The following is a 23,304-nucleotide window of genomic DNA, read 5'->3' on the forward strand; positions in this document are numbered from 1 at the left end:
GATGCGTTGCGGATTGCGATGTGAGTTGTAATTTGCTGGCGTTGTGGTGGTACTGAAAGCGAAAAAATCCCCTGAGTTGAAAATTCGACTCGGGGGATTTTTTATAGGTTACCTTTCGCATCTAAAACAATTTCAAATTACCAAAAAGTAAGAAGAGGCAACTTTCAAGCTGCGCTAAATAATTATGGACTAGCTTAAACGTGATGCTAAATCATCAATTTTCACAACGTTCACTTGTTTAGCTAAGTCGCCTTTTTCAACTAATCCTGGTCCGCTGACGACACACTGACCTTTCTTCAAAGTTGTCAATTCTTGTTCAAATTTATTCTGCTCAGCTCGATCGGAGCTTAGGATTTTTGCAACTGCTTTAGTTTGACTCTCGGGAGGCAGGAAATGAACCTGCTCTGCAGCGTTATAAATTGCATCCACTTCGCCTTTAATACTACTCAAAGACTGTGTCGCAAATAATCCTGAGAACCCAAATTTCCGACCTTCTCGTAGGATCTTAACAGTTGGAGAATCCTTATCAAAGTTTAAATTCTGAACCTCGTCTAAAAAGATTGGATAAATTAACTTTTTGTCAGAATTAAGCTTGGCATAATTAATAAGATCCCATAATAGAAATTCAATCATTGCATTTTGTAATGAAGCTGGATAACCGCTTAGTTGAATAATATTAGTTTTCCCTGTCGTTCCAAAATAATTTGACCAGTCAAAATTCTCTTTGTATGTGAACGGATCTCTCATCAGTAACGCTTGCAGTCTTCCATACAACTTAGTATCAATTGATTCGCCGCTATCCAGAAGCGTCTTTTTCAACGTTGCAAACGTATAGTTAGGATTGCCCTCAAGGCCACTAGTCATGACAGTGACTAATCGACTTTTTTGCTGAATGCCTAGACTAAAGACAAAATCTAAAACCTCAGCAACTCGTTGTGCAATGCCAGATGCGTCCTCCAATTTGTGATAAGTGCCAATATCAAATCGCTGTGGCGCAAATGGGTTAATCGGTAACCCGTCAGCAAGCACAATATGCTGGTTAATTTGATTGACGTTTTCTTTAAATGTCGGGTCTAGTTGATCAGGCATGTAACTATCTGTATAATCAATAACCACTGTATCGATTTTTGCCTTTGAAAACTCTAGCAACAGTGTCTGAATGAAATATGTCTTTCCTTGACCTGATTTACCAGTAATCAGCATATGTCGATTTGCTAGCTTATCACTTCCATACTCCCAGTACACTTTACTAGTAGAACCATCAATTGTTCCAATACGAATACGACGAGTTGCCTCATTTTCTTCTTTCTCATCCAACATATCATTTTCCTCGTCCAATTTATTATATGTGTCTTCGTCCTTAGCAGAAACATGTGATTGACTTTCATTTGGTGACACCTCATTACCCTCAGGTTCGAAGACATCACCAACAGTTTGAAGCGTAGTGTGCTTGCCGGGATAACTAAGCGCTTCTGCTTCTGTCATTTCATTTGCTTCCACTTCTCCATTGTCGGAATCTGGTACTGCTTCATCATTTTCCGTATGCACTTCAGTCTGCTCGGCTTGTATACTTTTAGTTTCAATATCATTAATTAGCATTTCATTTGTTAATAACCGATGTTGATCAAAACCGAAGTGATTATTTTGAATCTCATCAATTATCCATTGTGTCTCTTGACCAGCAAATGAAAAGGCATCATCTTCCGGTACTTCAACCGAAGTATAATCGTCCATAATTCGAATTTGCCGGTTCGTATAACCTGTCTTCAATGAGAAGATGAATTTGTTATGGTAGCAACTCAACATTGATTGGTTTACTTCAATGTCTCCTTGGACAATCCGCTGTTTGGCATACATCAGTCCATTAAAACTAGTCAAGTCCATCTCACCGTTGGAGTATAACTTTGCAGCATTTGCAAAGTATAGTTTCATGAAAAAGTCTAAGTAGAACTTTGCTTTAAAATTCTGTTGTTTTACTAATGTCTCATTCAAGACTGCAGCGGTATGCTGAACTTGCTCAATTGCTTTATCAATAACTGTACTGGGATTCACACCAACCTTAACTTCGGTCGGCAAGAACATCACATCATAATGAGTGCCATCTTCCTTTAATCCCATGAATAACAAGTCATCAGATATTTTACCTTTGGCTCCGAGGCTTTTTGCACTAAAGATTGCATCAGAACGACTTTCACCGACAAATGATCCAGAAACACGTAATATTTCTTCTAAGGACAATGGTACCCAGATTACATCATCCCGCTGAAGGATGCCCAACATTTCTTTTGAGACTGCCAGAATGCTCAGTTTTTCTTTGACTGTCGTTTTCTGCTGCCTATGACTGACTAAACGCAATAACCACTCACCATTGATCATATTAAATGTCTTAATAACATTATCAATATACGAACTACTATTACGTTGCTTGATATTCTGTGGCAAATTCTCAGATAAAATTGTGCGATACTGATCGACTTGCTTTGTTAATGTGATTGACTCATAATTTACTGAATTCGTATAGTCTGTATAATGAATGACATAAATATCTTGACTTAACTTATTAAAATAATCCAATTTCACTTCTGGATTTAATACTGTTACCCAATTACTTTTATCAAATTGAGCTTGAAAATCACGACTATCCACTTCTTCAATACTATTCGTCAACGTCATACCATGGGTCATCGCAACATGCTTCTGCGCCGTCGCCACCAATAACTCGTTCCAGGCTTCTGCAAAATGAACCACTTGAGCACTATCACCATCATTTAGCCCCTTAGTTCCAAATCCATCTTTTAAACTGTCTTGAATGCTGGTGTACTCTGTACCACCAATGACACCATTTAAAGAATAGTTCATCTCTAGATTTGACCTATCGGCACCATCTAATGTTAATTCATTTGCAAATTGATAGAAAGTAATGTGGAAGCCTTCGTCTGGTTCAAAATCATAAAAGACATTGATTTTTTCTTTCATTAGCTCAAGAACTTCTTCATCGGAAACTTCTTTATTTTTCTTCAATGGTTCAGTGAAGAAGTCAGCAAATTCATCACGGTTACTCAATTGATAAAATCCATTAAAGTCGGAATTAACGGCATCGTGGCTAGCGCGTAACATATAAACATTAACTGGATTGATTTCATTGATAGACTGTCGACGTTTAGTTACTTGTTCAATTTCCGAATACAAATAATCAACTAAACTCTTAATTAACGGCTTTTCATCAGTAACATTAACAAACTTGATATTATAAGTACTCTGAGGATTAATATCAAACAAGTAATTGAAATGCTTCTTAAAATCTTTGAGTCGTTCTGTAATAATTGCTTGCGAAACCCGACTGAACTTTGATCTATTGTTTTCTGAATAGCACAACCACCGTGGCGCATTTTCCGAGGTAAACGCACGATAATTAAGTTGATTGCGTTTCAAAAACGGTACCAGATGGATTGGGGATAACTTCTGCTCTAAGGTTCTGGAGAGTTTTTCATCATGAACATCGCTTTCCACCTGAAGCTGATAGCTTAATTGCATCGGATTGAGGGGGGAATAACTAACTTCATGGCTACTGTTCCAATGTTCACCGATTCGGCTTATGTTGCGGACTTCTGTAGGTAACTCTACACCGTCTTCAGTATGTGTAATTTCTTGTTCGACTTCAGTCAAAATATCACGTACACTCTCAATGACCTCTTGATCCCAATTAATTAAGCTCATCAATGTCGTACGTTTCTTCAAAACACTAAATAAATGCCGATACTTCTCTGTCAATTGCGCTGAAATTTCAGCACCATCTTCAATCAGTGTTTCAGTATTAATTTGTTTCTCTTCTAAATCAAAAAAAGTTTTCTGATTGTTAAAAACACTATTGATTTCACTACCAAAAATGATTCGCTGATTCTGATAATGACCATCATATGAATGTTCACGACGATAACGTTCAATATCTAACGCACTTTTAGGCTGAATTTTATTATCATCATTATCAAAAACATTAAAATTGAGTGGAACACTACCTAGTGTCACTGTAAAGCTTTCGTTATCATCATCAAGCGATAATTGACTGAGATCGGCCTTTAATTGATCATTTGGACCGAGCATCAGATTATCAAGTTGGCTTGTTTTATCAACATTCAATTTGTTAGATTGAATCCCGGAGCCCAAAATCAGTTCGTCCATATCACTCGGTATCTCTAAGTTAGCCTTTTTCTCCCCTTTAACTTTAACTCTGTAATATGGGCGCAACCCCAATATTTTGTTGTCAGTAAAGGGTAATATCAGTATATTAAAAGTAAAGCCTAGACTACCAATATCATGGTGTCGATATCGCACTTTGACACTTTCAGGTTCATTAGTTTTCAAATCAGAAAAGTCAACCACTAACTGATTCTTATGTGTTCCAACCGTATAGTGCTTATGATTGATTTTGGACTGAGTAATCCATTTATCTTGAACTGTAGCGTCGAAGGGGAATTTAACCGTTAATTTGTTTTGGTGTTTATCATTAAACACGATAATATAACGTGTTCGTTGCCCAGCTTTGCTAGTTCCTTTTGGACGATCCCAAATTAGCATGTCTTCGTTGATTCCCTGCATTATTTCTGCATCATACACTAAACTGATTTTCTTATTCTGCTTTAACCGTTCTTTTCCTGCCAAAATTTGCTTATAGTTAACAGATTGCCAATTATTGCCAGATAAATCACTGATGAGCTTCTCACCATCAACAATCTTAGTAATTCGAGAACGTACATCGCCAAAGCCATGTGCCAAGCTAATATTCACGTAATCAGCATGATTTTCCGCTAAGCGTTCTTCCTTAGATGAATATGTGGCTAAATCTTGATCTTGAAAATACCCCATTTGAATGTAGTCAGAATCAGACAACTCACCTTTTTCGATAATGCCGTACACATCGGCAAAATCCATTAACGTAAGCTCTTGTTCACCATCATAAATAGTTTTCACCATAAATTTCAGAACATCTTTATCGTCTTTACTGAGTTTTTCACTCTTATCGACAGTAGCTTGCACATTACGTTTAAGCGCGCCCGTATTAAAAGGTCCTCCTTGACGCCCGATGTCCTTAGCACCGCTATTGATACTATCCAAAACTTTATTTGAAACAAACAATAGCGCCGTATTTTCCCAAACACCTTGCTGTTGTCCAATTCTATTTCTCAAATTAACTAAATAATCAGGGGTCACCTCAACTGTGGAAACAACAACTAGTTGCATATGACTATCTGGATCTATGTCAAATGCCAGCGCATTAGGACCAGACCGCTCAGTCATTAGATAAAAATTATGAATGCCATTAAATTCAGATAAGACACTCATAAATTGTCTTACTTGATCATCATTCTCAAAGTTTAAGACATATCTGTCTCCGGCCTGTATAGCGATTGTTTGACTCCAATCAATCAGCCGATTGCCTAAAAATTTATAGTATTCCCTTAACATATTGTGCATCCCCGCTATCACTCAGTTTTTCCAAAACATTGACACGTTCAAACAATCTAATGACTCTTTCCCTACTTAAGCGATCAAAATAGACACCGCGTTGTTGCAACTCATTGAAAACATCTTTTAACAACATCTTATGGTTTCCAACTATTGCCGCTGTTAACATCAATACAGTCTGATTACTTAACGAGAAAACACGTCCTAGACGACCATGCTGTCGAATATATCCTTGTTGCGCAATCTCGTCCAACGACTTGGCGTATCGTGAATCTGGAGCACCTTTTTGTTTTTCTAGAATCATTCTCAGTGTACTAATTGCAGACGACAAACTTGTATAATTAAACTCGATATCATCTAACTTTCCCTCTGGAACTTGTTCGCGATATGCTTCTATAAATTGTTTCAAATTATCCATTAATTCGATACGATATTTGAACGCTTCATCTAAAATTTGTGATTTCCAATAAAAACTATCAGCTGGAATTAACGTATTCAAATAATTTAAAACATCCATATCAACTAATAAATCTTGTCCGTGCTGATAGACTAATTGATAACCTTGCTGAATCGAAAGTCGTGATTGCGACACAGGTTCATTTTCCAACGTAAAATAGAGCGGTATAATTGTTTCTTGCTCTGTTGCGTCACTAATACGGCTGATTAATTGAATAACATACGTGAAATAATAAAATTCTAGTAGCTCATCGATGTGTTGATAAAAATAGTCTTTGTTCGTTAAGAAATGTTGAATATCTCTAGAAAAACATTTACTAAACCATTCATGATCATAAAAAGTAAAGACCATATCAGTTCCCTGAGTATGTTCATCCGAGTTCGCTAACGATTCGTATAGAATCTTTTCATACAAATTAAACGGTTGCTCGGCCTTAAATGCATTCACAAAGTCTTGGTTATCCTGTAGTTTCAACAGTTGAATCAGAAAAAGGCCTAGCCTAATTTCACCTTTGCTTTGTTGATCCGTTGATAGTGGCTGATACTGTAGTAACTTAGCACTTTGCATTTGTTGATAATTACTCCGATCAAACAGCTCGGCCACTTTTCCAGTATCGACAGTGGTCTCCAAAGAAGTCGACGTCAGTGCGAAAGGTTTCTGAATCATTTCCACGCTTTCACCATTTAGTTGTCGGGCAATTACTCCTACAATGGCCCCAAACCCTTCAGTGAATTTTACTCGCTCCGGATTTCTTGTATAAAACGGTAGCAACCAAGTACTGATATCATGCTTATACTTCAATGTTTTATCAAAATTCAGTGCACGACCAAGCTCAGACACCAAGTTATTCATTAATTCATAGCCTCCATTTCGACTTCAAAGCCATCATCCGTCAGACGATAAAATTCCTTAGTTTCAATATTTCCAATCACAGTTTCCTTGACTGCTCGATTGCTCTTAATAATATTCTCAATGAAATTAGCAACATTAACAAATTGCCGCTTATCCTTATTCTTCAATAAATACCCCTGATTCACTGTTTCAATCAGCTTGAATAAATCATAATCGACGGACAACGAGTAGCTTGTGTTAACATCCGAATTTTTAAGACTCAAAACGACATTATTTCCAACTACTGTAACACCTGTAAAGTTCATATCAAATGGAATTGCAATCCCAAACTTTTTCTCTTCGTTAATAAAAGTATAAACAAAATCACTCTTTGGACTGCCGCACCACTGATAGACAAACGCCTTGATAAGCTTGTATAATTGTCGTACTGACTCAGCTCGTTGTCCATTTTCTCTGGCATCTCTTATTAGTTTCAAATAATCTAGGTAATACTGATCATTAAATGCAGCATCCTGATAATCAACCAAATATTTAATCCGGATCAACAATCCAACTTTTTCACTAAAATCGATTTTTCCACTAGGATCTCCACTTTCCTCACTAATGTAACTCCACAACCATTGGATATTCTGAAGATCATCACGGTCTAAAACATCGTGCGCTAAATCACTCAGTTGCCGCTGCGAACTATAGACTTTAGTTGTCAGCCGTTCAATCTGATCATTTTGAAAATCAATTGGATCAAATTCGTTGATTTTCTTAATTAACGGTGAGTCGCCAAAACCTGCAAATAACAAGTATGGTAATGATCCTTCATAATTTATCACTTGATGCTCTTCTAATTTAGCCGGAATCAGGATATCATGAATCAATTCCAATAACGCTCGGGTGGAAATGATCACTTTAGATTCTACTTGCACCTTGATTAATAAGTATTTCAAAGCTTTCTGTGTGTTTTTGTTACTAAAGAATTCATAATTATGGTGTGTCAGATGGACAATGTGTTTTTCTTTATCTTCAAGATATGCATTATAGAATGGATTACTTTCAGACTGCACTGTGACTTTGCTGAATAGCTCATCATAAAAAGCACTGTTGACCCCGGTTTCATCAATTTGAAATACAGGATAAGAACGAAACGACAGTAATTCAAAAAAGTCGTTCTTAGTTATATGGAGACTTGACGATTGTTCTGTAATTCCCGTCTCAGCCAAAAATGACAATAGCTTAGTAAATTGTCCAGATGCTTTCATTCGGTTGATTAGGTTCACCAAAATACCCATATTAATGGCAACGACCCAATTTTCACGATTATTCTCCACATAATTATCAGAAAACGGCTGTAATAATTCCATTAGTGTGTCCATCGCTGTCTTTTGAGGGTCAAAACTTTCAGTTGCATCGTAATGAATATTTATTTTGTTCAGACTAAAAATATCTGGGTACTGTGACTTCATATACCCAATTAAGTGGGATTTTCCATCACCCACATTTCCAACCAAAAACGCCAGCTTTCCGCGTTGATTATTGAACTGCATCAATACATCATGAAAGTCTTGCTCTAAATTGCCACGGTCCACATGTAAATATTCTTGAACGCGATTTAAATGTTTATCATCAACAATCGCCGTACTTGATTGTCCTGATAACATATTTAAGATATTTTCAAGCTTACTTTTCTGAAAATAATTTTTATATTTTTTCATTAATTCTTGAATGAATTGGACATCTGCCGAAGTTGCCACATAATTGGGTCGGCAGAGTGGCTCCACACGCTTAGCTAATTCATCTGAATCATACCCTTTAATTTTATCTGAACTTCGAACTCGAATTCGTCCAAAGTTTTGTTCTAACGTACCATTGCTACGTGGAGCATCAAAGGTGCTTAATAATATGGAATATAAAGTTTTCAAAGCTCTGCTTAATTGGTCATTCAATAGTCGTTGCTCCCGAGATGGTTCATCATGGGAACCTGATACAAATTTGTGCTGAACTTTTTTCTCTCCTACAACTGCACGATTATCACTTTCATTTTCTGATTTTGTCGTGCTTACCGTCGTTTCGACAATAGAATTTAATTTTTGTCCACAGTTTGGACAAAAGTTGACCTTATTTGTTATTTTTACACCACAATTTGGACAAAAGTGCATTTTACTTCCCCCGCATTTAATCATTACTAAATATCAATAATTATCGTTCATTATTTACTTATACAAAGTTAATTATATCTTATTTGGAGGTAAAATAACTTAACTAAATCACTCTTATTCGACTATATTTGCCAATATCCAAATCAACATCATAAAAGCTATTATATTTTCATCTTATAACATCACCCTCCCCACACAAAAACAAGGATTACCAGGCTCCCACCTATGTAATCCCCGCAACAGATCAACAGCCACCTCAGCGAATCTTCTTCACCATGAATAACCGGGCGCGTCGATAATCATAATATTGTTTTGAAAATGCCAGCATTTTACCAGTTGTCAGATAAGTTTCATCTTTGACTACCAGACTAGGGGCACCAGCCGGTAGTTTCATGAATTCTCCCGCAATGGCGGGTAGTGGCTCACTCATCAATAATTGATCAATGAAGCCGACGTTGACATCGCGTTGTTGCTCAAAATAGTTAAACAACGAGCCGTATAGGGCTTCTTCTGGAATCGCATCTACAATCGATTTTAGATAGTACGAATGCTCCAACAGATAGGGTTGCCCATCCAATTCGCGAAAACGTCGAATATCAATTAGTTCTTCGTCCTGAGTGAATTGACCCGTTTCCGGCAAAAAGTCAGCGTCCGCCACCGTAATTGTTGCCATTGTGGCCTTGCGAGTCGCTAGTTTGAGTCCAGCGCGCGCGGCAGCTTCCGAAAGCCCGCCGTCGTGCTGTAGCGCAATTGAATTATTGGTCTGTTGCTGTCTGACAAAGGTCCCAATGCCATGCATCTGGTACGTGTAACCCATCGTACTTAACTGTTTTAATGCTTGGCGCAATGTATAGCGCGTCACTTGATACCGTTCCATTAATACTGGTTCGGCCGGTAACTTGCGCTGTTCATCCGCTAATTGGCCCGCCTGAATATCGGCCAGAATCGTTTGAACCAACTGATCCGTATCTAAATGTGCCATGGTTCGGCCTCCTCACCTGAAAAACGTACCCCAATGTTGGCGTACGTTAACATTATGTGACTATTATATCGTATTAGCTCAAATCAGCGCCGTTAGTGGCAATTACTTTTTTGAACCAGTCAAACGATAGCTTCTTTTCACGTTTCAATGTGCCTTGCCCAGCATCATTTTTATCCACATAAATCAGGCCATAGCGCTTATCCATCTGACCGGTCCCTGCAGACACGAGGTCAATGAAGCCCCATGGTGTGTATCCCATCAGTTGAACGCCATCAACGTCAACGGCTAATTCCATTTGTTCGATATGTTTGCGCAGATAATCGATCCGATAATCATCATGAATTCTGCCGTCAGCCGCACGTTTATCAAAGGCACCCAGGCCATTTTCAACGATGAACAGTGGTAGGTCATAACGGTCACTGAACCAGTTCAATGCATAACGGAGCCCGATTGGATCGATTTCCCAGCCCCAATCTGAACGTTCCAAAGCCGAATTCTTCACCTCCGGATTCTGACCGGGTGTCATGAAATCATCCGGTTCGTCGGCCGTCGCCTTAGTTACGTGGGAGGCGTAGTATGAAAAACCGATGTAATCTACGGTTCCCGCTGCTAAAATGTCCATGTCAGCCTGCGTCATATCTAACGCGAGGTGGTGCCGTTCAAAATAACGTTTTAGCCAATTCGGGTACTTTCCTTTACACTGCACATCCGCCAACCAGTAACCCGCTTGCATCGTCCGTTCGGCTTTCATCACGTCCTTAGGTGCGGGGGTTGCCGGATAGGTCGGGCCCATCGCCATCATGCAACCAATCTTGAAGTCCGGATTGATCTCATGTCCCATCTTGACGACCAGGGCACTGGCAACTGCCTCGTAATGTGCAGCTTGGTACATCACCGTTTCGGCATCTTCATCCGCCGCGACCTTGATGCCAGAATTAGTGAATAATCCCCATTCATTTAACCCAGTCTGGTTATTGATTTCGTTAAAAGTCATCCAATACTTGACCTTGTCTCGATAGCGCTCGAAGACTACTTTGGCGAATTTGACAAACAACCGGATCAATTTCCGATTGCGCCAACCACCATACGCTTCAACTAAGTGATATGGCATTTCAAAATGAGATAAGGTGATCACGGGTTCAATATGGTGCGCTAGTAAATCGTCGAATAGCCGGTCATAAAATTTCAATCCCGCTTCGTTGGGTTCGGCGTCATCCCCATTTGGAAAGATTCGCGTCCAGGCGATACTAGTCCGGAAACAGTTCAAACCCAAATCAGCGAACAATTGGACATCTTCATGGTAACGATTATAAAAATCAATCGCCTCATGATTAGGGTAATTTTTGCCCTGAATCACACCATCCGTAATCTCCCGAGCCTGCGTATTACTACCCGCAGTCATGACATCCGCGATACTCAGGCCCTTACCATCCTGGTCCCAGCCGCCTTCAAATTGATGGGCAGCGACCGCGCCACCCCATAAAAATCCATCTGGTAATTTACTCATGTTAAAACTTCCTCTCTTAAAAAAATCAGCCACGAATTGGAATCGTGACTGATAAGTGATGATTAATCAGTTTGTGCCGTTCCATTTTGTTCTTGCAAGTAAAGTTTGTTGTCGTAGAACTTGATGAATGGGAACCAAATCACGAACGCAATCAAAGCACACACAACAGCTAAGACAGCGGCGCGCCAGTCACCACCTGAGCCTAAGAAGCCTGATAAACCAACTGGTGTTGGCCATGCAACTTGGGCAATCGGTGGGTTGACCATGTGGAACTTGATGGCGAAGTAAGCTACTGACATCGATGACATTGGTGCCAAGAAGAATGGAATCGCCGTGTAAGGATTATAAACAACTGGCATCCCGAACAAAATTGGTTCGTTAATGTTGAAAAATGCAGGCACGATACTAGCTTTACCCAGTGCTCCTAATTGTGCTGATTTGGCAAAGAACGCAATGAATACGACCATCCCGAGGGTTGCACCAGAACCACCGATTGTGACGAAACAGTTATTGAATTCGCCGGCGAACGGAATGTTAGCCCCCTTGGCATTGCTGACCATGTTGGAGAGCACGATTGGGGTTAAGAATGACGTCACGATCGTGGCCCCGTGAATCCCGACTAACCAGAGTGCATGCATGATAAAGTACACGACTAGCAACCCAATCCAAGTATTCGTCAAGTTTGTTACGAACCCGAATGGAATCGCAACGATTTTATAAATATCTGTACCCATCAAAATTAATAATCCGTTGATGACAATCACAGTAAGTGCAATTAAAGCCGTTGGAATCAGAGCCGTAAATGAACGTGCAACCCCAGCTGGCACCGTTTCAGGCATCTTGATGGTCCAGTTACGTTTCACACAAGTCGTATAAATCTTTACAGCAATAATTGACATGATGATAGCCGTAAAAATCCCGGTCGTCCCAAGCCGAGTAACGCCACCACTCATTTCCCAACCATCAATAATCTTAGAATTCTTATTGAACACGTTGATTAACGTCATGGCGCCGCCCTTGAATACTAATTCGGGCAAGCACATGAAAAAGGCCATCATTGAAATCAAAGCCCCGTTTAGCGGATTGACCTCGATTTTTTCTTCTTGTGCTTGAATCTTCGTATATTCATACCCAAACACTAAACAGAAGTAGAGTGACAAGATTCCCATCGTCGCCGTATTTGCAAGCATGTATAGCGGCGTGATCTTATCAAATGAAACCGCAAAGAAGCCGGCTAACGCTGGAAAACTTTGTGGTAACACACTGACGATCAAGAACATCGACCCAACGATCGTAAATGGAATGGTTGCCATCCCAGCGGCCATAACGGCGCGGACGATTCTGAACTGGGCCAACTTTCCCATCGGTCCCATCAAATGGTTGTTCAGGAACTGAAACATTTTGTTATTTGTATCATCCATTAAAATTCACATCCTAATCCTTATATGTTTGCAGCAAATTGCCGAATATGTTGCACATAACGATCCTTGTCATGCGCAATTAGGAACGCCCGGTACTCCAAGAGACCCCCGACCAACATTCCTAGTCCTAACAAACTAAGTACCCACGGTAAGCTCGTCTGGTTGAGAAATGGATAGAACACTTTCAATTGACCAAACACCGCGCCTACAGCCACGATGGCGTTGGCAAGTATTTGCACCCAATAGAACCAGCGGGTCAGTGTCAGTTGATTGGTATGTTTCCAAAATTTACTAACCTGTTCGACTATTACGACACCCGCCCCAATTAATAAGGCAGTCGGTAATAAGCCAGCTGCTGAACCAGAACCAAATAAGATAATCGCCCAATAGAGATTAACAAAGAAAAAGATAGCGGTTACATATCGAAATAATAAAAAGCGATTAAAATACATGCTCGTCAGGCTCAGTGTCCGGCGGTTCGCCGTTGCCTCAGGATTGCTGTTTTTAGGTGACGTCATCTTGTCACACTCCTTTCAACGTTTAGTCATTCGAATGACACTCATTCGAATGACTAAATCATAGCAGATATTTGTGGTATTGTAAACGCTTTATTTAAATTAGTACCTCTTTGTCACCTGTTCTAAACTGGTAACATTCATGTAAGTGGCCTGCCACCACCATTTTGGACACAAGGCATGCGAAAAATAATAGCAATGACTTAGCGCTCGGATAATGCAAATTAAAAAAAGCCTAGCAATTTCAATGAAATCACTAAGCCCTTTATGGAACACTGTATCTGCTGCTATGACGGTTAGCCCATGTCGCGACGATTGATTAGCCGCCAAATAAATCACCGATAACACCTTGCGTCCCCAACCAGCCTATCCGTCCCAACAGCTGTCGCTCTATGCCTTAAGCTGTGACGCCTTATCGTTCAAAAATTTTGTCACCGCTTGGTCCAAATCAACCTCATTTGCATCAGCCAAGACGCTTAACCACCAGATTGATTCACCAATTTTGTCCGCAAGTAACTGCTGGTCTTGACCATCTGGCCAGCTACCTTGATGAGCCATGACTTGCCGACCAACTAACGCTGCATCCGTCAAGAAGGCCAGTGCATCTTGCTCAGTGGTCCACGGATGGCCGTCTTGCTTCATTTCCAATTGATGATATTGTTCACGAATCTTTGCTGAGCGTTGTGCAACTTCTTTGATTTCCAAATCATTAACCTCAATTCGTTTTTATCTTGAATAGGTGCTTCATCCTATTGCTTGGAACGGATTTTTGAATTTTCATAACGTAAATCAGTCCGGTAATGGATCAAGTAGTCTTGTTCTTAACCAACTTCAATCAATCAGCCTTGCTCATCCGCACTTTCCCGAGCACCCGCAAACATAAATTCAACCACATCAACCTATATAACCACCGGTAACAAATAAACCACCCCAATAAAATACCAAAATGCTTCATTGAAGCCAATCACGCTATAGCGTGCGAAAAGCAACAGCGTCCCGCAACACAATAATAGTAATAGCGCGCAGATTTTTCGCTGTAACCCTGTCTTCACCACTGCCGATACCCCCAGTAAACCGGCCAAAATACCACAAGTCACATACCCAATCAATTGATCACTATCCAACTTAAATCCGGTATGTACACCGGTTGATAAATAAAGTGCAGCGAGATAGACCGCTAAATAGCCTCCTGTGATTATTTGGACGCGTCGATAAGCTTTCATTTGACGTTTTCCCCCATTCTGTCCAATGTTTGTACCATCGTAGACTTTTATTCTACCATTGTGGTGTGTACGGGCCAAACGTTGGTTAGTGTGCAAATCAGTACGCGATGACGGCCAGTTGCTTGCAACGATGACTAATCAGTGGCAGTACTACATCACAAGCAAAAAGCCTCAGCGGATGAACTAAGTCATCCGCTGAAGCCAGCACATCAATTTTACTTATTATCATGTTTCATGAACCAATTATTGAAGACGACACCACCGACGCCAATTAAGTACACACCGACAAGCATGGACAAGGCTAGCTGTAGCGGCAGCCAATGCCAGCTGGTCATCGTTTCATGACCTAAGACCAGAATCGTAATCGCCAAGCCGGATAGCCAAGCCGTCGCATCCACGAACCGGCCCACGACCGTTAAGCCACAGACTAAAACACTGACTGCGCCCAAGATGCAGAGACTTAAAAATTGATTCATGGATGGACTACCCGGCAACGCCGTCAGCTTCAGTGCCACCATCCCCCAAGGAATCCCAATCAACAAGCCTAAAATAATCGGCAAGGCTTTCTTAGGGTCATTTCCTTTTGCAGTGAACAGGCCGGCAGAAATTAGCGCCACAGCGCCAGTCTCGACCCCAAATTTGGGGCTCAGCACCGCCCACAATGGCGGGATAACGGCAATGAAGATGGCTGTCGTCACCGTTTGAATCACGTGTTGACTGCTAGTTTTGATTGTCATTCACCACCCGCCGATTTAGAACTTATCTTTGTTTTCAGCGTAAAGACTTGGTAAAATTTGAGCTAGGTTGGTCATTTCCTTGATGTTATGCAACCCGAGCCGTTTGGCAACTTCACCGTCGATTTTGGCATCATCAGGAATTACACGAACAGGTTCATGCGTTTGCAGGTCGACATTCCAGCCTAGCCAGAAGCGACTGCGTAATTCAATCCCACCATCGACGGGGCGAACCACGTGTAACATCAGGGCCGTCTCACCATTGGCGGCCGCCACAATATCTGAATCGCTTTGCGCCAGCAGTTGTGGGTCATAGCCCAAATCGACCGGGTTTTTGAAATTAATATCGATTTTTTCAGGGCCAAAACCAGTATCTTCGGTAACTGTATGAGAAACACCGTAAATTCGTTCGGCCATCGGAATTGATTGGTCCTTCAGTTGCGCCTCAGTCCCATTTTTGACGACGACATCGTAATGATCATCCTTATTCCAAATGACGTAGCGCATTGATTCTAGGCCATGCCAAGCAAACCACCAATGTAACATTTCTGCTGTCACGTTCGGCATTTTCAAGTGGTTTGCCATGAACGCGGTCCCATCCGGCATTTGGCAATAACCGACCTCAGTCTTCAAGTAACCTGGCTTCAATAAATCATTACGGTCTTGCACCGGGGTCGCATCTTTTGGATTGATTGGGGCTTGCACCATCTTCTTTCGTGCAGTTGGATCGACTTTCGCCATGTCTTGTAAATAATACTTATAGTACGGCAACGTTGCCGCGTTAGCAGGGATATTTTGTGTGAATTTTTCTGTCATAATTAAGTTCCTCCTATCAAATTACAAGACTTAGTTTAACCCGGTGGCAGGTATTAAAAATTATCTTAAGACAATTGTTGGGGGAATTATTTAACATGGAATTTTTTATTCAACAGGATTACCAAGATTTTGAAGACGACTTACTAAAACTACCGCACACCCAGAAAATGATTGCTGCAAATGAGGAAATCTCGCTGACCAATCAAACTTTCTTCATCGTTTCCGGACGAGTCGTTGAAATCCTATTGTTGCCGGATGGCGAAGCCCACGCATTGGTCGCCTATGGTCCGCAAACATTATTTCCGCCACTATTTTCGGCATCAATGCCGACAAAAGATGAGTTGATTTTCCGCTTCGTCCAACCCAGTACCCTATGGGGTTATGACAACACACTACTCGCTAACTACGCCGAGCAGCATCGCGCTTTCGCCAAGCAACTCAACCAGAGTTATCTCAAACACATGAACTATTATCTAAATGATATTAGCCAATTGATTACTTCATCAGGCATGCAACGTCTCGTCACTTTTCTGAATTACTATCTGGATGAACACCACCCGAGTGATAATTTGATTCCAATCCGTCAGAAGAATCTTGCCCGGCTGATTGCGTTGAACCCTACCAATATGTCGCGGAATATTAAGAAGCTCAAAGAAGCCAACATCGTCCAAGTCTCAGGCGCCGGCATCACGGTGTTAAATCCTGAAGCACTCAACACGTACTTAGACTAACCACCGGCAATCGCGTGCCCTAGTTTTTCTAAAAGATTAAAATTTAAGCCAGTCAGACGAGCACCCAAAACGGGTCACTGCGTCTGACTGGCTTATTTAGACACTATCCTCGCGACAACTTCGCTTAAAACGGCTCTTTCGCAATATTCACCGCTACCCCATCTAGATTAGGTTTATCTGTATGAACCCGGATAGCACTAGGATATGCCTTTCTACAACCCAAGCTTGACTTGTGGCGTGATAACGTTTTTAATTAGTATATGATTAACAAATTATTAAAATTAAATCGATGTTATCTGTATATTTTAATAACTGAGTTAATCCTTAAATCTAATTCAAATAACGTGGTGACGATAATGGTAAAACGATACGATAGCAAGAAAATTGAACAACTGATTTACAATATTTACAAAGGTTACGGCTTTTCCGAGGAAGAAAGTCAAGAAGTGGCCCACATGTTGATTTACACAGACTTAATTGGCATTGAATCCCATGGGGTCCAACGAATGATCATGTACGACGGCTTCATTCGCAATGGTAAAATTCGTGTACATAATCGTCCAGAAGTGGTCAAAGAAACCGATGTGAGTGCGGTCGTTGACGCTCACTTTGGCTTGGGGCAGTTAAACGGGATTTATAGCATGCGCCTTGCCATCGAAAAAGCAAAACAACACGGCATTGGCATGGTCACGACTCGTAACTCCGGTCATTACGGCATTGCCGGGTATTACGCCAACATGGCGGCCGAAGAAGGCTTGATTGGCCTATCATCGTGTAATTCACGTTCAGCGATGTTACCCACTCACGCCACGAAGGCTTTAGTCGGCACCAATCCAATTGCCTTTGCGATGCCCGCCCAACCGAACACGTTTATCTTCGACGCGGCGACGACCACCGTGCCACAAGGTAAAATTGAAGTTTACCGTAAATTAGGCAAAGATTTACCGGCCTTATGGGTCGCAAAGGATGGCGAAACGCCCGTCAATCGGCATGACGACACCGAATACTTGGACGCCCTGCGTGATTTAGATTCCAATGTTGGTTTGGCGCCATTAGGTGGTGTCACCGAAGATACTGGTAGCCACAAGGGCTTTGGCCTCGGTGTCATCGTCGAAGTGTTCACCGCGATTCTTTCCCTAGGCAACACTTCCAACGAAATTACACCAGACGACCTTTCCGTGGGTCCATGTCAGAGCTTTATCGCCATCGACCCGTCAATCTTCGGTGATAAGGACGCCATCATCGACAAGTTCTCAGCTTACTTACAAGCCATCCGCGACCTGCCATCCGTTCCTGGTAAACCAGTCATCGTCGCCGGTGACAAGGAAGCCGCTGCGTACCAAGACCGCTCAGTTAACGGTATCGAAATTGACGATAAGACGCTCGCAGAAGTCGTTGGCATCGCCAAACGACTAGGTATCGACTACGCGCAATACGTGGCCTAACTAAACTTGTATTAGACAAAAACCAGCAACTGCCTGTCCTGGAAATTCAGTGACGGGGCAGTTGCTGGTTTATTTTTGACCGGTAGCATCCGGCGGTGATGAGAATTTTGACACGGTGGCGATTACTGCCATTGGCCGATGCCAAAAAGCCATTTCCGCGGCCACTGTATTTTTTGCGATCGCTACAAAAACTTTACCTAGTCGGCGTGCAAACTGCCAAAAATAGGAGGACGAGCAACCAGCCGCGCTCAAGCCTAATACGTACTAGCCACTTGGTCTGTAATCAGCCACTTGCCTGCTTGTTTTTTATAGAAGACCTGCATTTGCAACGGCCACGTATTGGCACCGCCACCCCAGATTTTAGCTTGAACCCGGTTCTGGCCGATTAAACTAGCCTGATTACCGTTAATTTGGATAGCCTTGATCGCATCTTCTTTAGAAGAAAGGTACTGCATCTCATCATTCTGAATTTGGTCAATCCATTCAAACTTAGGCTGAACGTAGCCGGTCATGTGGGTCAAATGCATGTCATCTGCCAAAATTTCATTTAATTTATTGAGATTTTTATTGACCATCGCTTTATTTTCATCCCGATATAATTGTACGATTGCTTCTTCGTCTGTCATATCTTCCACATCCCTTGTCTTATTTACAGGGAAAATGATAACGAAATTTCCAGCTTAAAGCTATTTCACTTTGACGGACATTCGATAAGTTTAGCTTATGCAAAATTCTGTTTCAATAATTCCGCGAATGTCTCGATATAATATCCTGAATTATCCGCTTGCCAATAAGCATAGTAGTTTTGAACCAGGTTACGATTACCCTTGAACAAGGGCAGCATCTTGACAATCTCTTGGTCTAATTGTGATTGCATCCGCTGATTAATAATCAAATACCCTTGATTAGACGCAATCAGCATCTGGGCTTCATCATAATTCTGGGCACGGACAAACTCGCTTCTAACGCCCAGAACATCCCGATAGTATGCTTCTTCCGCTGCTTGTTGGGTGCCATCAATAATCAGTATACAAGGAAGATCAACTAAATCAGCAATTTCAATTTTGTCAGTATCTACTGGTAACGAATGATTAACAGCAACCATAAAGCCACTCGCCGTCAAGAATTCATTCTGGTACTCATTAGATAACGCGCGTCGCTGATCCGACAAATCCAAATCAATCTGGCCTGTTCGTAATAATTCATAGAGATCTTCATGGGTGCCACTACTAATTTTGATCTTAACCTTGGGGAATTCCTGTGTGAACTCAGACACCGTCTGCAAGAATTCGGTAGTCCCAAAACTTCTGAGATAACCCACTCGTAATTCAGCTTCATCATTCTTTTCGATTTTAATCGTGTTCTCAACGAGTTGATCGACATCGGCTAAAATATCCTGGCTGTGGATATAAAAATATTGCCCCGCTTCAGTGACTTCAAAGCTGCGCCCCTTCCGCTTGATGAGGGTGATGCCCAAGCGATTTTCAAGTTCCTTCATCTGTTGCGAAATGGCTGATTGTGAAATATGGCAGTCCACCGCCGCTTGTGTAAAACTATGATTCTTGACGATTGCGATGAAATACTGCATTTGTTGAAACATTGACGACACCTCAACTTTTATGACGTTTACTATTAAATTTATTATGCCACAGAAAAAGGCCACTAGCTGAACTAATGACCTTATCATGCTTATTTTGAATTTAAACCAACGCTATCATGTGAATAGTAGTTGTCATCCGCAACGGCATTCTTCACAAAATCAGCGATTGAACTGATAGAGACGTCATGGCCGCCAAAGGGTTCACCCTTCTTCGTGATTTCATAATCAACTGGGCCACCGGTGAACCAACCTGGACGAATCACCGTATAGTTCAAGTCGGAACCTTCAACGATATCGGCCGCCTCCCGGTAAGACTTCAGCATTGAATTATGACTCAGATTGCCACTCGCACCAATCGAAGCCGGGATTTCATCATAAATGCCCATGGAAGTAATAAATAATAACCGCGCAACATCGTTTCGGTCCATTGCGGCCACGATCTTGTTTGCAAATCGACCTAAGGCGCCGCTTAAGGCAACAAAAACAACGTCTTGTCCGGCAATGGCCTGGTCCAAATCGCGATCGTTGGTCACATCGCCAGCAATCACCGTTTCACGTTCACCGGCCTTTAACCGACTAGCACTTCTTGCAAATAACGTTAACTGATTATCAGTTTCGTTTAACAAAGTTTCTCGCACTGCACTGCCAATCGTACCGGTTGCACCAATAATTAAAACTTTTTTCATGATTTTTCTCCTCATTTCTACTGCTTTAACTTATTCGCCAGCTGGAAAATCAGTTGACGCTGCCAGTTCCTTTTCAGTTTGATATTCCGCCAACCGCTTTTCAATAGTGGCAATCGTGCTTGCCAACGCTTGTGATCCTAAGACCATATGCAACGGCGTGTCAGGTTGATCAACACTTTCGATAATGCGAGCAGCCATTCGAGCTGGATCGCCGGGTGCCAAGCCATTTGCTGGGTCAAGCATCTTCATGAAAGCGTGCGCTGGATTTTCATCATATTCCTTCATCAAATTGGCAACATGCGCACTACCGTACCGGAATTCAGTCCGAGCGCCACCGGGTTCAACGATCGTCATGCCAATGTTAAATGGTGCGACCTCTTGCGCCACGGATTCACAGAAGCCTTCAATACCAAACTTTGCGGCGTGATACATCGAATTACCCGCAAAGGCAACCTGACCACCATAGGATGAAATCTGGATGATTTGGCCATGTTGTTGCTTGCGCATAAATGGCAAGACTGAGCGAATCATTTGAATCGAACCCGTTAAGTCGGTCGCCAAAATTTTATCAATATCTGCGTCACTCAACTCTTCAGCCGCACCGAAGAGCCCGTAACCCGCGTTATTAACTAAAACATCGATTGAATGTTCAGTCGCAACTCGGTTGACCAATTCATGAATCGCCGGGACATCCATGACATCTAGGATTTCACAAATAAAAGTATCCGGATACTGATCAATTAAATCTTGAACTTTAGCCGTATTTCGAACCGTCCCAATCACGGTATTGCCCGCTGCCAATAACTGCGCCGTCATTGCCCGACCAAAACCGCTGCTAACACCCGTAATCAACCATGTTTTTTTCGTCATAATTATATTTCTCCTTGTCCTTAGTTATTTTCTGGAATAATTTCGTTTAATAAATTCAACGCCGTTAACGTTCTTGGGTAGCCAATAAATGGCAATAATACCGTAATGGTGGACAATAGTGTGTTCTTATCATTACCCACCGTCACGTTATTGCGAATGTGTCCTTTAACTTGTGGGTCCGCACCGCCCAGCGAAATCAGCATTGCAAAAGTAATCAGTTCCCGCGTCTTGGCATCCAGACCTTTGCGGGTATAATAATCGCCGAAACAATTGTCAGCCAAGAACGTTGCAAAGTGCTTTTCGTTTTCCGGTAAATTCTCCTGCATCTTATCAACGGCGTCACCGGCGAGCTGCCGAACGGTTTCCAATCCCTTTTCATACCGAGTTGCTGGTGTGGTCGTTGATTGCCCTTCAATCGGGAGTGAAATATGCCGTTCTGTAAAGACAGCGTTGGTGGCATGTAAGAAGTCAAAGACCTTTCCAAGACCAACATATGCGGTGGCTTGATAAACGATTTCTTTAACTTCGACCGGTGTCACACCAACGTTCAGCGCACCATTGAGCATCGCCTGATATTCATTAACGGATTGCATCGCAATCAACGCCGCCAAAGTAATTTTCATCCGCAACTTCAAGTCCAAGTTTTGATGTTGCAGGACTTCGTCAAAGTTAAAATTGTCGAAAACTTCAATGAATTCCGGGTCCGTGACTTTTAACGTCGACTTCAGATCTGGAAACAATTCTTTGTGATTTGCTTGCGCAGTTTTACTAATTGCCATTACTGGATACCTTCCTTTATCATGTTGCTGCTAACTCATTTACAAGTACTATCTTACAAACAAAATGACAATCGACCAATTCCGATAACACATCTCATCGATAAGTTTTACTTATCAATCATAAGGCATGTGTATGGCTAGCAGGTTAAGCTCATCGTTGATAGACCTGGCGACGCGATTGTTACTGATTTGCGGCCACATTAAAAGCCTTACCGAGTCGTCTTTAAACGGCTCGGTAAGGCTTTTAAGTATCATGTCTGTTCCAGTAACTCAGTGATACTAGTGAATGATACGCGTTGTGCTAGCTATTCTTTAGCATTAGAGCTGATTAAATCATGCCGATTAGTTGGTTTGCTGTTCGTCTGCCGAGAGCTTTCTAATCCGACCTCCGGGGCTGGCTGACAACGCTGGAACAGGGCGGACATCGATTTGAACTCACGCAGAAGATCACTGCGCAATTTCAAATACGAGTCTTCTTCTAGCCCGGGAAACCCGCCCGGACAAGAAGAACTTCGCCCTTGAGCATTGTCAGCCAGCCCCTCCGGTCGGGAACCCGCTCGAATGGCAGATGAACGACCGCCTACCTTGGTACAATTGAGCATTGAGTATGAGGGACTGGTCCTTGAGACAAACGTTTAACTAGTATAGATAATGATTTGTGGAATTGGAATATTGGTATGTTTGCCTGCAGATTATTGCTGACTCGATTGAAACTAGACTTACAGTTAGACAGTAAATTTACCGTTTGATTCCAATTCGAGATTTAGGCATCTTTGTTGATGAAAAATATTCGCCAATGTTCAATACTGATGCTTAAAATTAGGATAGCTGGGAGATCATCGAAGCGAGTCTTACAGCTGAACCTTGAATTGATTGTTGACTAACAACCAACGATCAGTTCGTCAAAAGTTGGGTTCGCACATGTCTGCCTTTCGAATACTGTCCCGGCTGGAAGGTATTCTGGCAAGGCCAAGTGGTGAAATTTCACTTAGCAAGCGGTTTGTGCTTGGTTAGTGAAAGACCAGTATTTAAGACGTGGGCTTCGGCTTAAATCTGTGTCCACCACGTTCCGG

19 protein-coding genes are annotated in these 23,304 nt (G+C 41.8%); 3 read left to right on the forward strand and 16 right to left on the reverse strand.

Features of this window, described 5'->3' with window-relative positions; all coding sequences use genetic code 11:
• Positions 1-189 precede the first annotated feature (189 nt).
• The 11 genes from KGF65_RS11170 to KGF65_RS11220 form a co-directional block, all read right to left on the reverse strand.
• Positions 190-5,463: a DUF87 domain-containing protein gene (locus tag KGF65_RS11170; RefSeq protein ID WP_181185306.1), complete on the reverse strand. Its 5,274-nt coding sequence runs from the start codon at positions 5,461-5,463 to the stop codon at positions 190-192.
• Positions 5,444-6,772: a DNA phosphorothioation-dependent restriction protein DptG gene (gene dptG, locus KGF65_RS11175; RefSeq protein WP_101872814.1), complete on the reverse strand. Its 1,329-nt coding sequence runs from the start codon at positions 6,770-6,772 to the stop codon at positions 5,444-5,446. The genes KGF65_RS11170 and dptG overlap by 20 nt, the downstream gene beginning before the upstream one ends.
• A complete protein-coding gene (dptF, locus tag KGF65_RS11180) occupies positions 6,772-8,922 on the reverse strand; it encodes a DNA phosphorothioation-dependent restriction protein DptF (protein WP_216748503.1) in 2,151 nt (716 codons plus the stop codon). The genes dptG and dptF overlap by 1 nt, the downstream gene beginning before the upstream one ends.
• A gap of 256 nt (positions 8,923-9,178) precedes the next feature.
• Positions 9,179-9,904 carry a GntR family transcriptional regulator gene (locus tag KGF65_RS11185; RefSeq protein ID WP_101872813.1) on the reverse strand — a complete coding sequence of 242 codons (726 nt, stop codon included), beginning with the start codon at positions 9,902-9,904 and terminating at the stop codon, positions 9,179-9,181.
• Between the two features lie 73 nt (positions 9,905-9,977).
• Positions 9,978-11,411, reverse strand: coding sequence for a 6-phospho-beta-glucosidase (locus tag KGF65_RS11190; RefSeq protein ID WP_101872812.1), 1,434 nt, complete (start codon positions 11,409-11,411; stop codon positions 9,978-9,980).
• A gap of 62 nt (positions 11,412-11,473) precedes the next feature.
• Positions 11,474-12,832, reverse strand: coding sequence for a PTS cellobiose transporter subunit IIC (celB, locus tag KGF65_RS11195; protein ID WP_003639776.1), 1,359 nt, complete (start codon positions 12,830-12,832; stop codon positions 11,474-11,476).
• A gap of 20 nt (positions 12,833-12,852) precedes the next feature.
• The gene (locus tag KGF65_RS11200; RefSeq protein WP_101872810.1) at positions 12,853-13,350 is read right to left on the reverse strand and encodes a hypothetical protein; all 498 of its coding nucleotides are present in this window, start codon (positions 13,348-13,350) and stop codon (positions 12,853-12,855) included.
• 387 nt (positions 13,351-13,737) lie between these two features.
• The gene (locus KGF65_RS11205; RefSeq protein WP_101872809.1) at positions 13,738-14,052 is read right to left on the reverse strand and encodes a MazG-like protein; all 315 of its coding nucleotides are present in this window, start codon (positions 14,050-14,052) and stop codon (positions 13,738-13,740) included.
• Positions 14,053-14,246: 194 nt separating this feature from the next.
• Entirely contained in the window at positions 14,247-14,570 is a 324-nt protein-coding gene (locus KGF65_RS11210; RefSeq protein ID WP_101872808.1) for a hypothetical protein, read from the reverse strand.
• A gap of 215 nt (positions 14,571-14,785) precedes the next feature.
• Positions 14,786-15,307 carry a DUF1097 domain-containing protein gene (locus tag KGF65_RS11215; protein ID WP_216748502.1) on the reverse strand — a complete coding sequence of 174 codons (522 nt, stop codon included), beginning with the start codon at positions 15,305-15,307 and terminating at the stop codon, positions 14,786-14,788.
• Positions 15,308-15,322: 15 nt separating this feature from the next.
• On the reverse strand, positions 15,323-16,120 hold the full coding sequence (locus tag KGF65_RS11220) for a phloretin hydrolase (RefSeq protein ID WP_101872806.1): 798 nt from the start codon (positions 16,118-16,120) through the stop codon (positions 15,323-15,325).
• A gap of 95 nt (positions 16,121-16,215) precedes the next feature.
• Between KGF65_RS11220 and KGF65_RS11225 the strand changes: the two genes are divergently transcribed.
• From KGF65_RS11225 to KGF65_RS17435, 3 genes are all read left to right on the forward strand, one after another.
• The gene (locus KGF65_RS11225; protein WP_101872805.1) at positions 16,216-16,851 is read left to right on the forward strand and encodes a Crp/Fnr family transcriptional regulator; all 636 of its coding nucleotides are present in this window, start codon (positions 16,216-16,218) and stop codon (positions 16,849-16,851) included.
• Between the two features lie 356 nt (positions 16,852-17,207).
• Complete coding sequence (locus KGF65_RS11230; protein WP_216748501.1) at positions 17,208-18,296, forward strand: Ldh family oxidoreductase; 1,089 nt, start codon at positions 17,208-17,210, stop codon at positions 18,294-18,296.
• The gene (locus tag KGF65_RS17435; protein WP_367114411.1) at positions 18,284-18,349 is read left to right on the forward strand and encodes a hypothetical protein; all 66 of its coding nucleotides are present in this window, start codon (positions 18,284-18,286) and stop codon (positions 18,347-18,349) included. Before KGF65_RS11230 ends, KGF65_RS17435 begins: the two co-directional genes overlap by 13 nt.
• Before the next feature lie 201 nt (positions 18,350-18,550).
• On the opposite strand, the gene KGF65_RS11235 is transcribed toward KGF65_RS17435, so the two are convergent.
• The 5 genes from KGF65_RS11235 to KGF65_RS11255 all read right to left on the reverse strand — a co-directional run bounded on the left by KGF65_RS11235 (position 18,551) and on the right by KGF65_RS11255 (position 22,231).
• Positions 18,551-18,922: a nuclear transport factor 2 family protein gene (locus KGF65_RS11235; protein WP_088770653.1), complete on the reverse strand. Its 372-nt coding sequence runs from the start codon at positions 18,920-18,922 to the stop codon at positions 18,551-18,553.
• A gap of 95 nt (positions 18,923-19,017) precedes the next feature.
• The gene (locus KGF65_RS11240; RefSeq protein ID WP_101872803.1) at positions 19,018-19,896 is read right to left on the reverse strand and encodes a LysR family transcriptional regulator; all 879 of its coding nucleotides are present in this window, start codon (positions 19,894-19,896) and stop codon (positions 19,018-19,020) included.
• A gap of 89 nt (positions 19,897-19,985) precedes the next feature.
• Entirely contained in the window at positions 19,986-20,582 is a 597-nt protein-coding gene (locus KGF65_RS11245; protein ID WP_088770651.1) for an NAD(P)H-binding protein, read from the reverse strand.
• Between the two features lie 30 nt (positions 20,583-20,612).
• On the reverse strand, positions 20,613-21,452 hold the full coding sequence (locus KGF65_RS11250; protein WP_101872802.1) for an SDR family oxidoreductase: 840 nt from the start codon (positions 21,450-21,452) through the stop codon (positions 20,613-20,615).
• Between the two features lie 20 nt (positions 21,453-21,472).
• Positions 21,473-22,231, reverse strand: a complete 759-nt coding sequence (locus KGF65_RS11255) for a carboxymuconolactone decarboxylase family protein (RefSeq protein ID WP_101872801.1) — start codon at positions 22,229-22,231, stop codon at positions 21,473-21,475.
• Positions 22,232-23,304 lie beyond the last annotated feature (1,073 nt).

The organism is Lactiplantibacillus sp. 30.2.29 (genome assembly GCF_018991255.1).
GTDB classification, from domain to species: Bacteria; Bacillota; Bacilli; order Lactobacillales; family Lactobacillaceae; genus Lactiplantibacillus; species Lactiplantibacillus pentosus.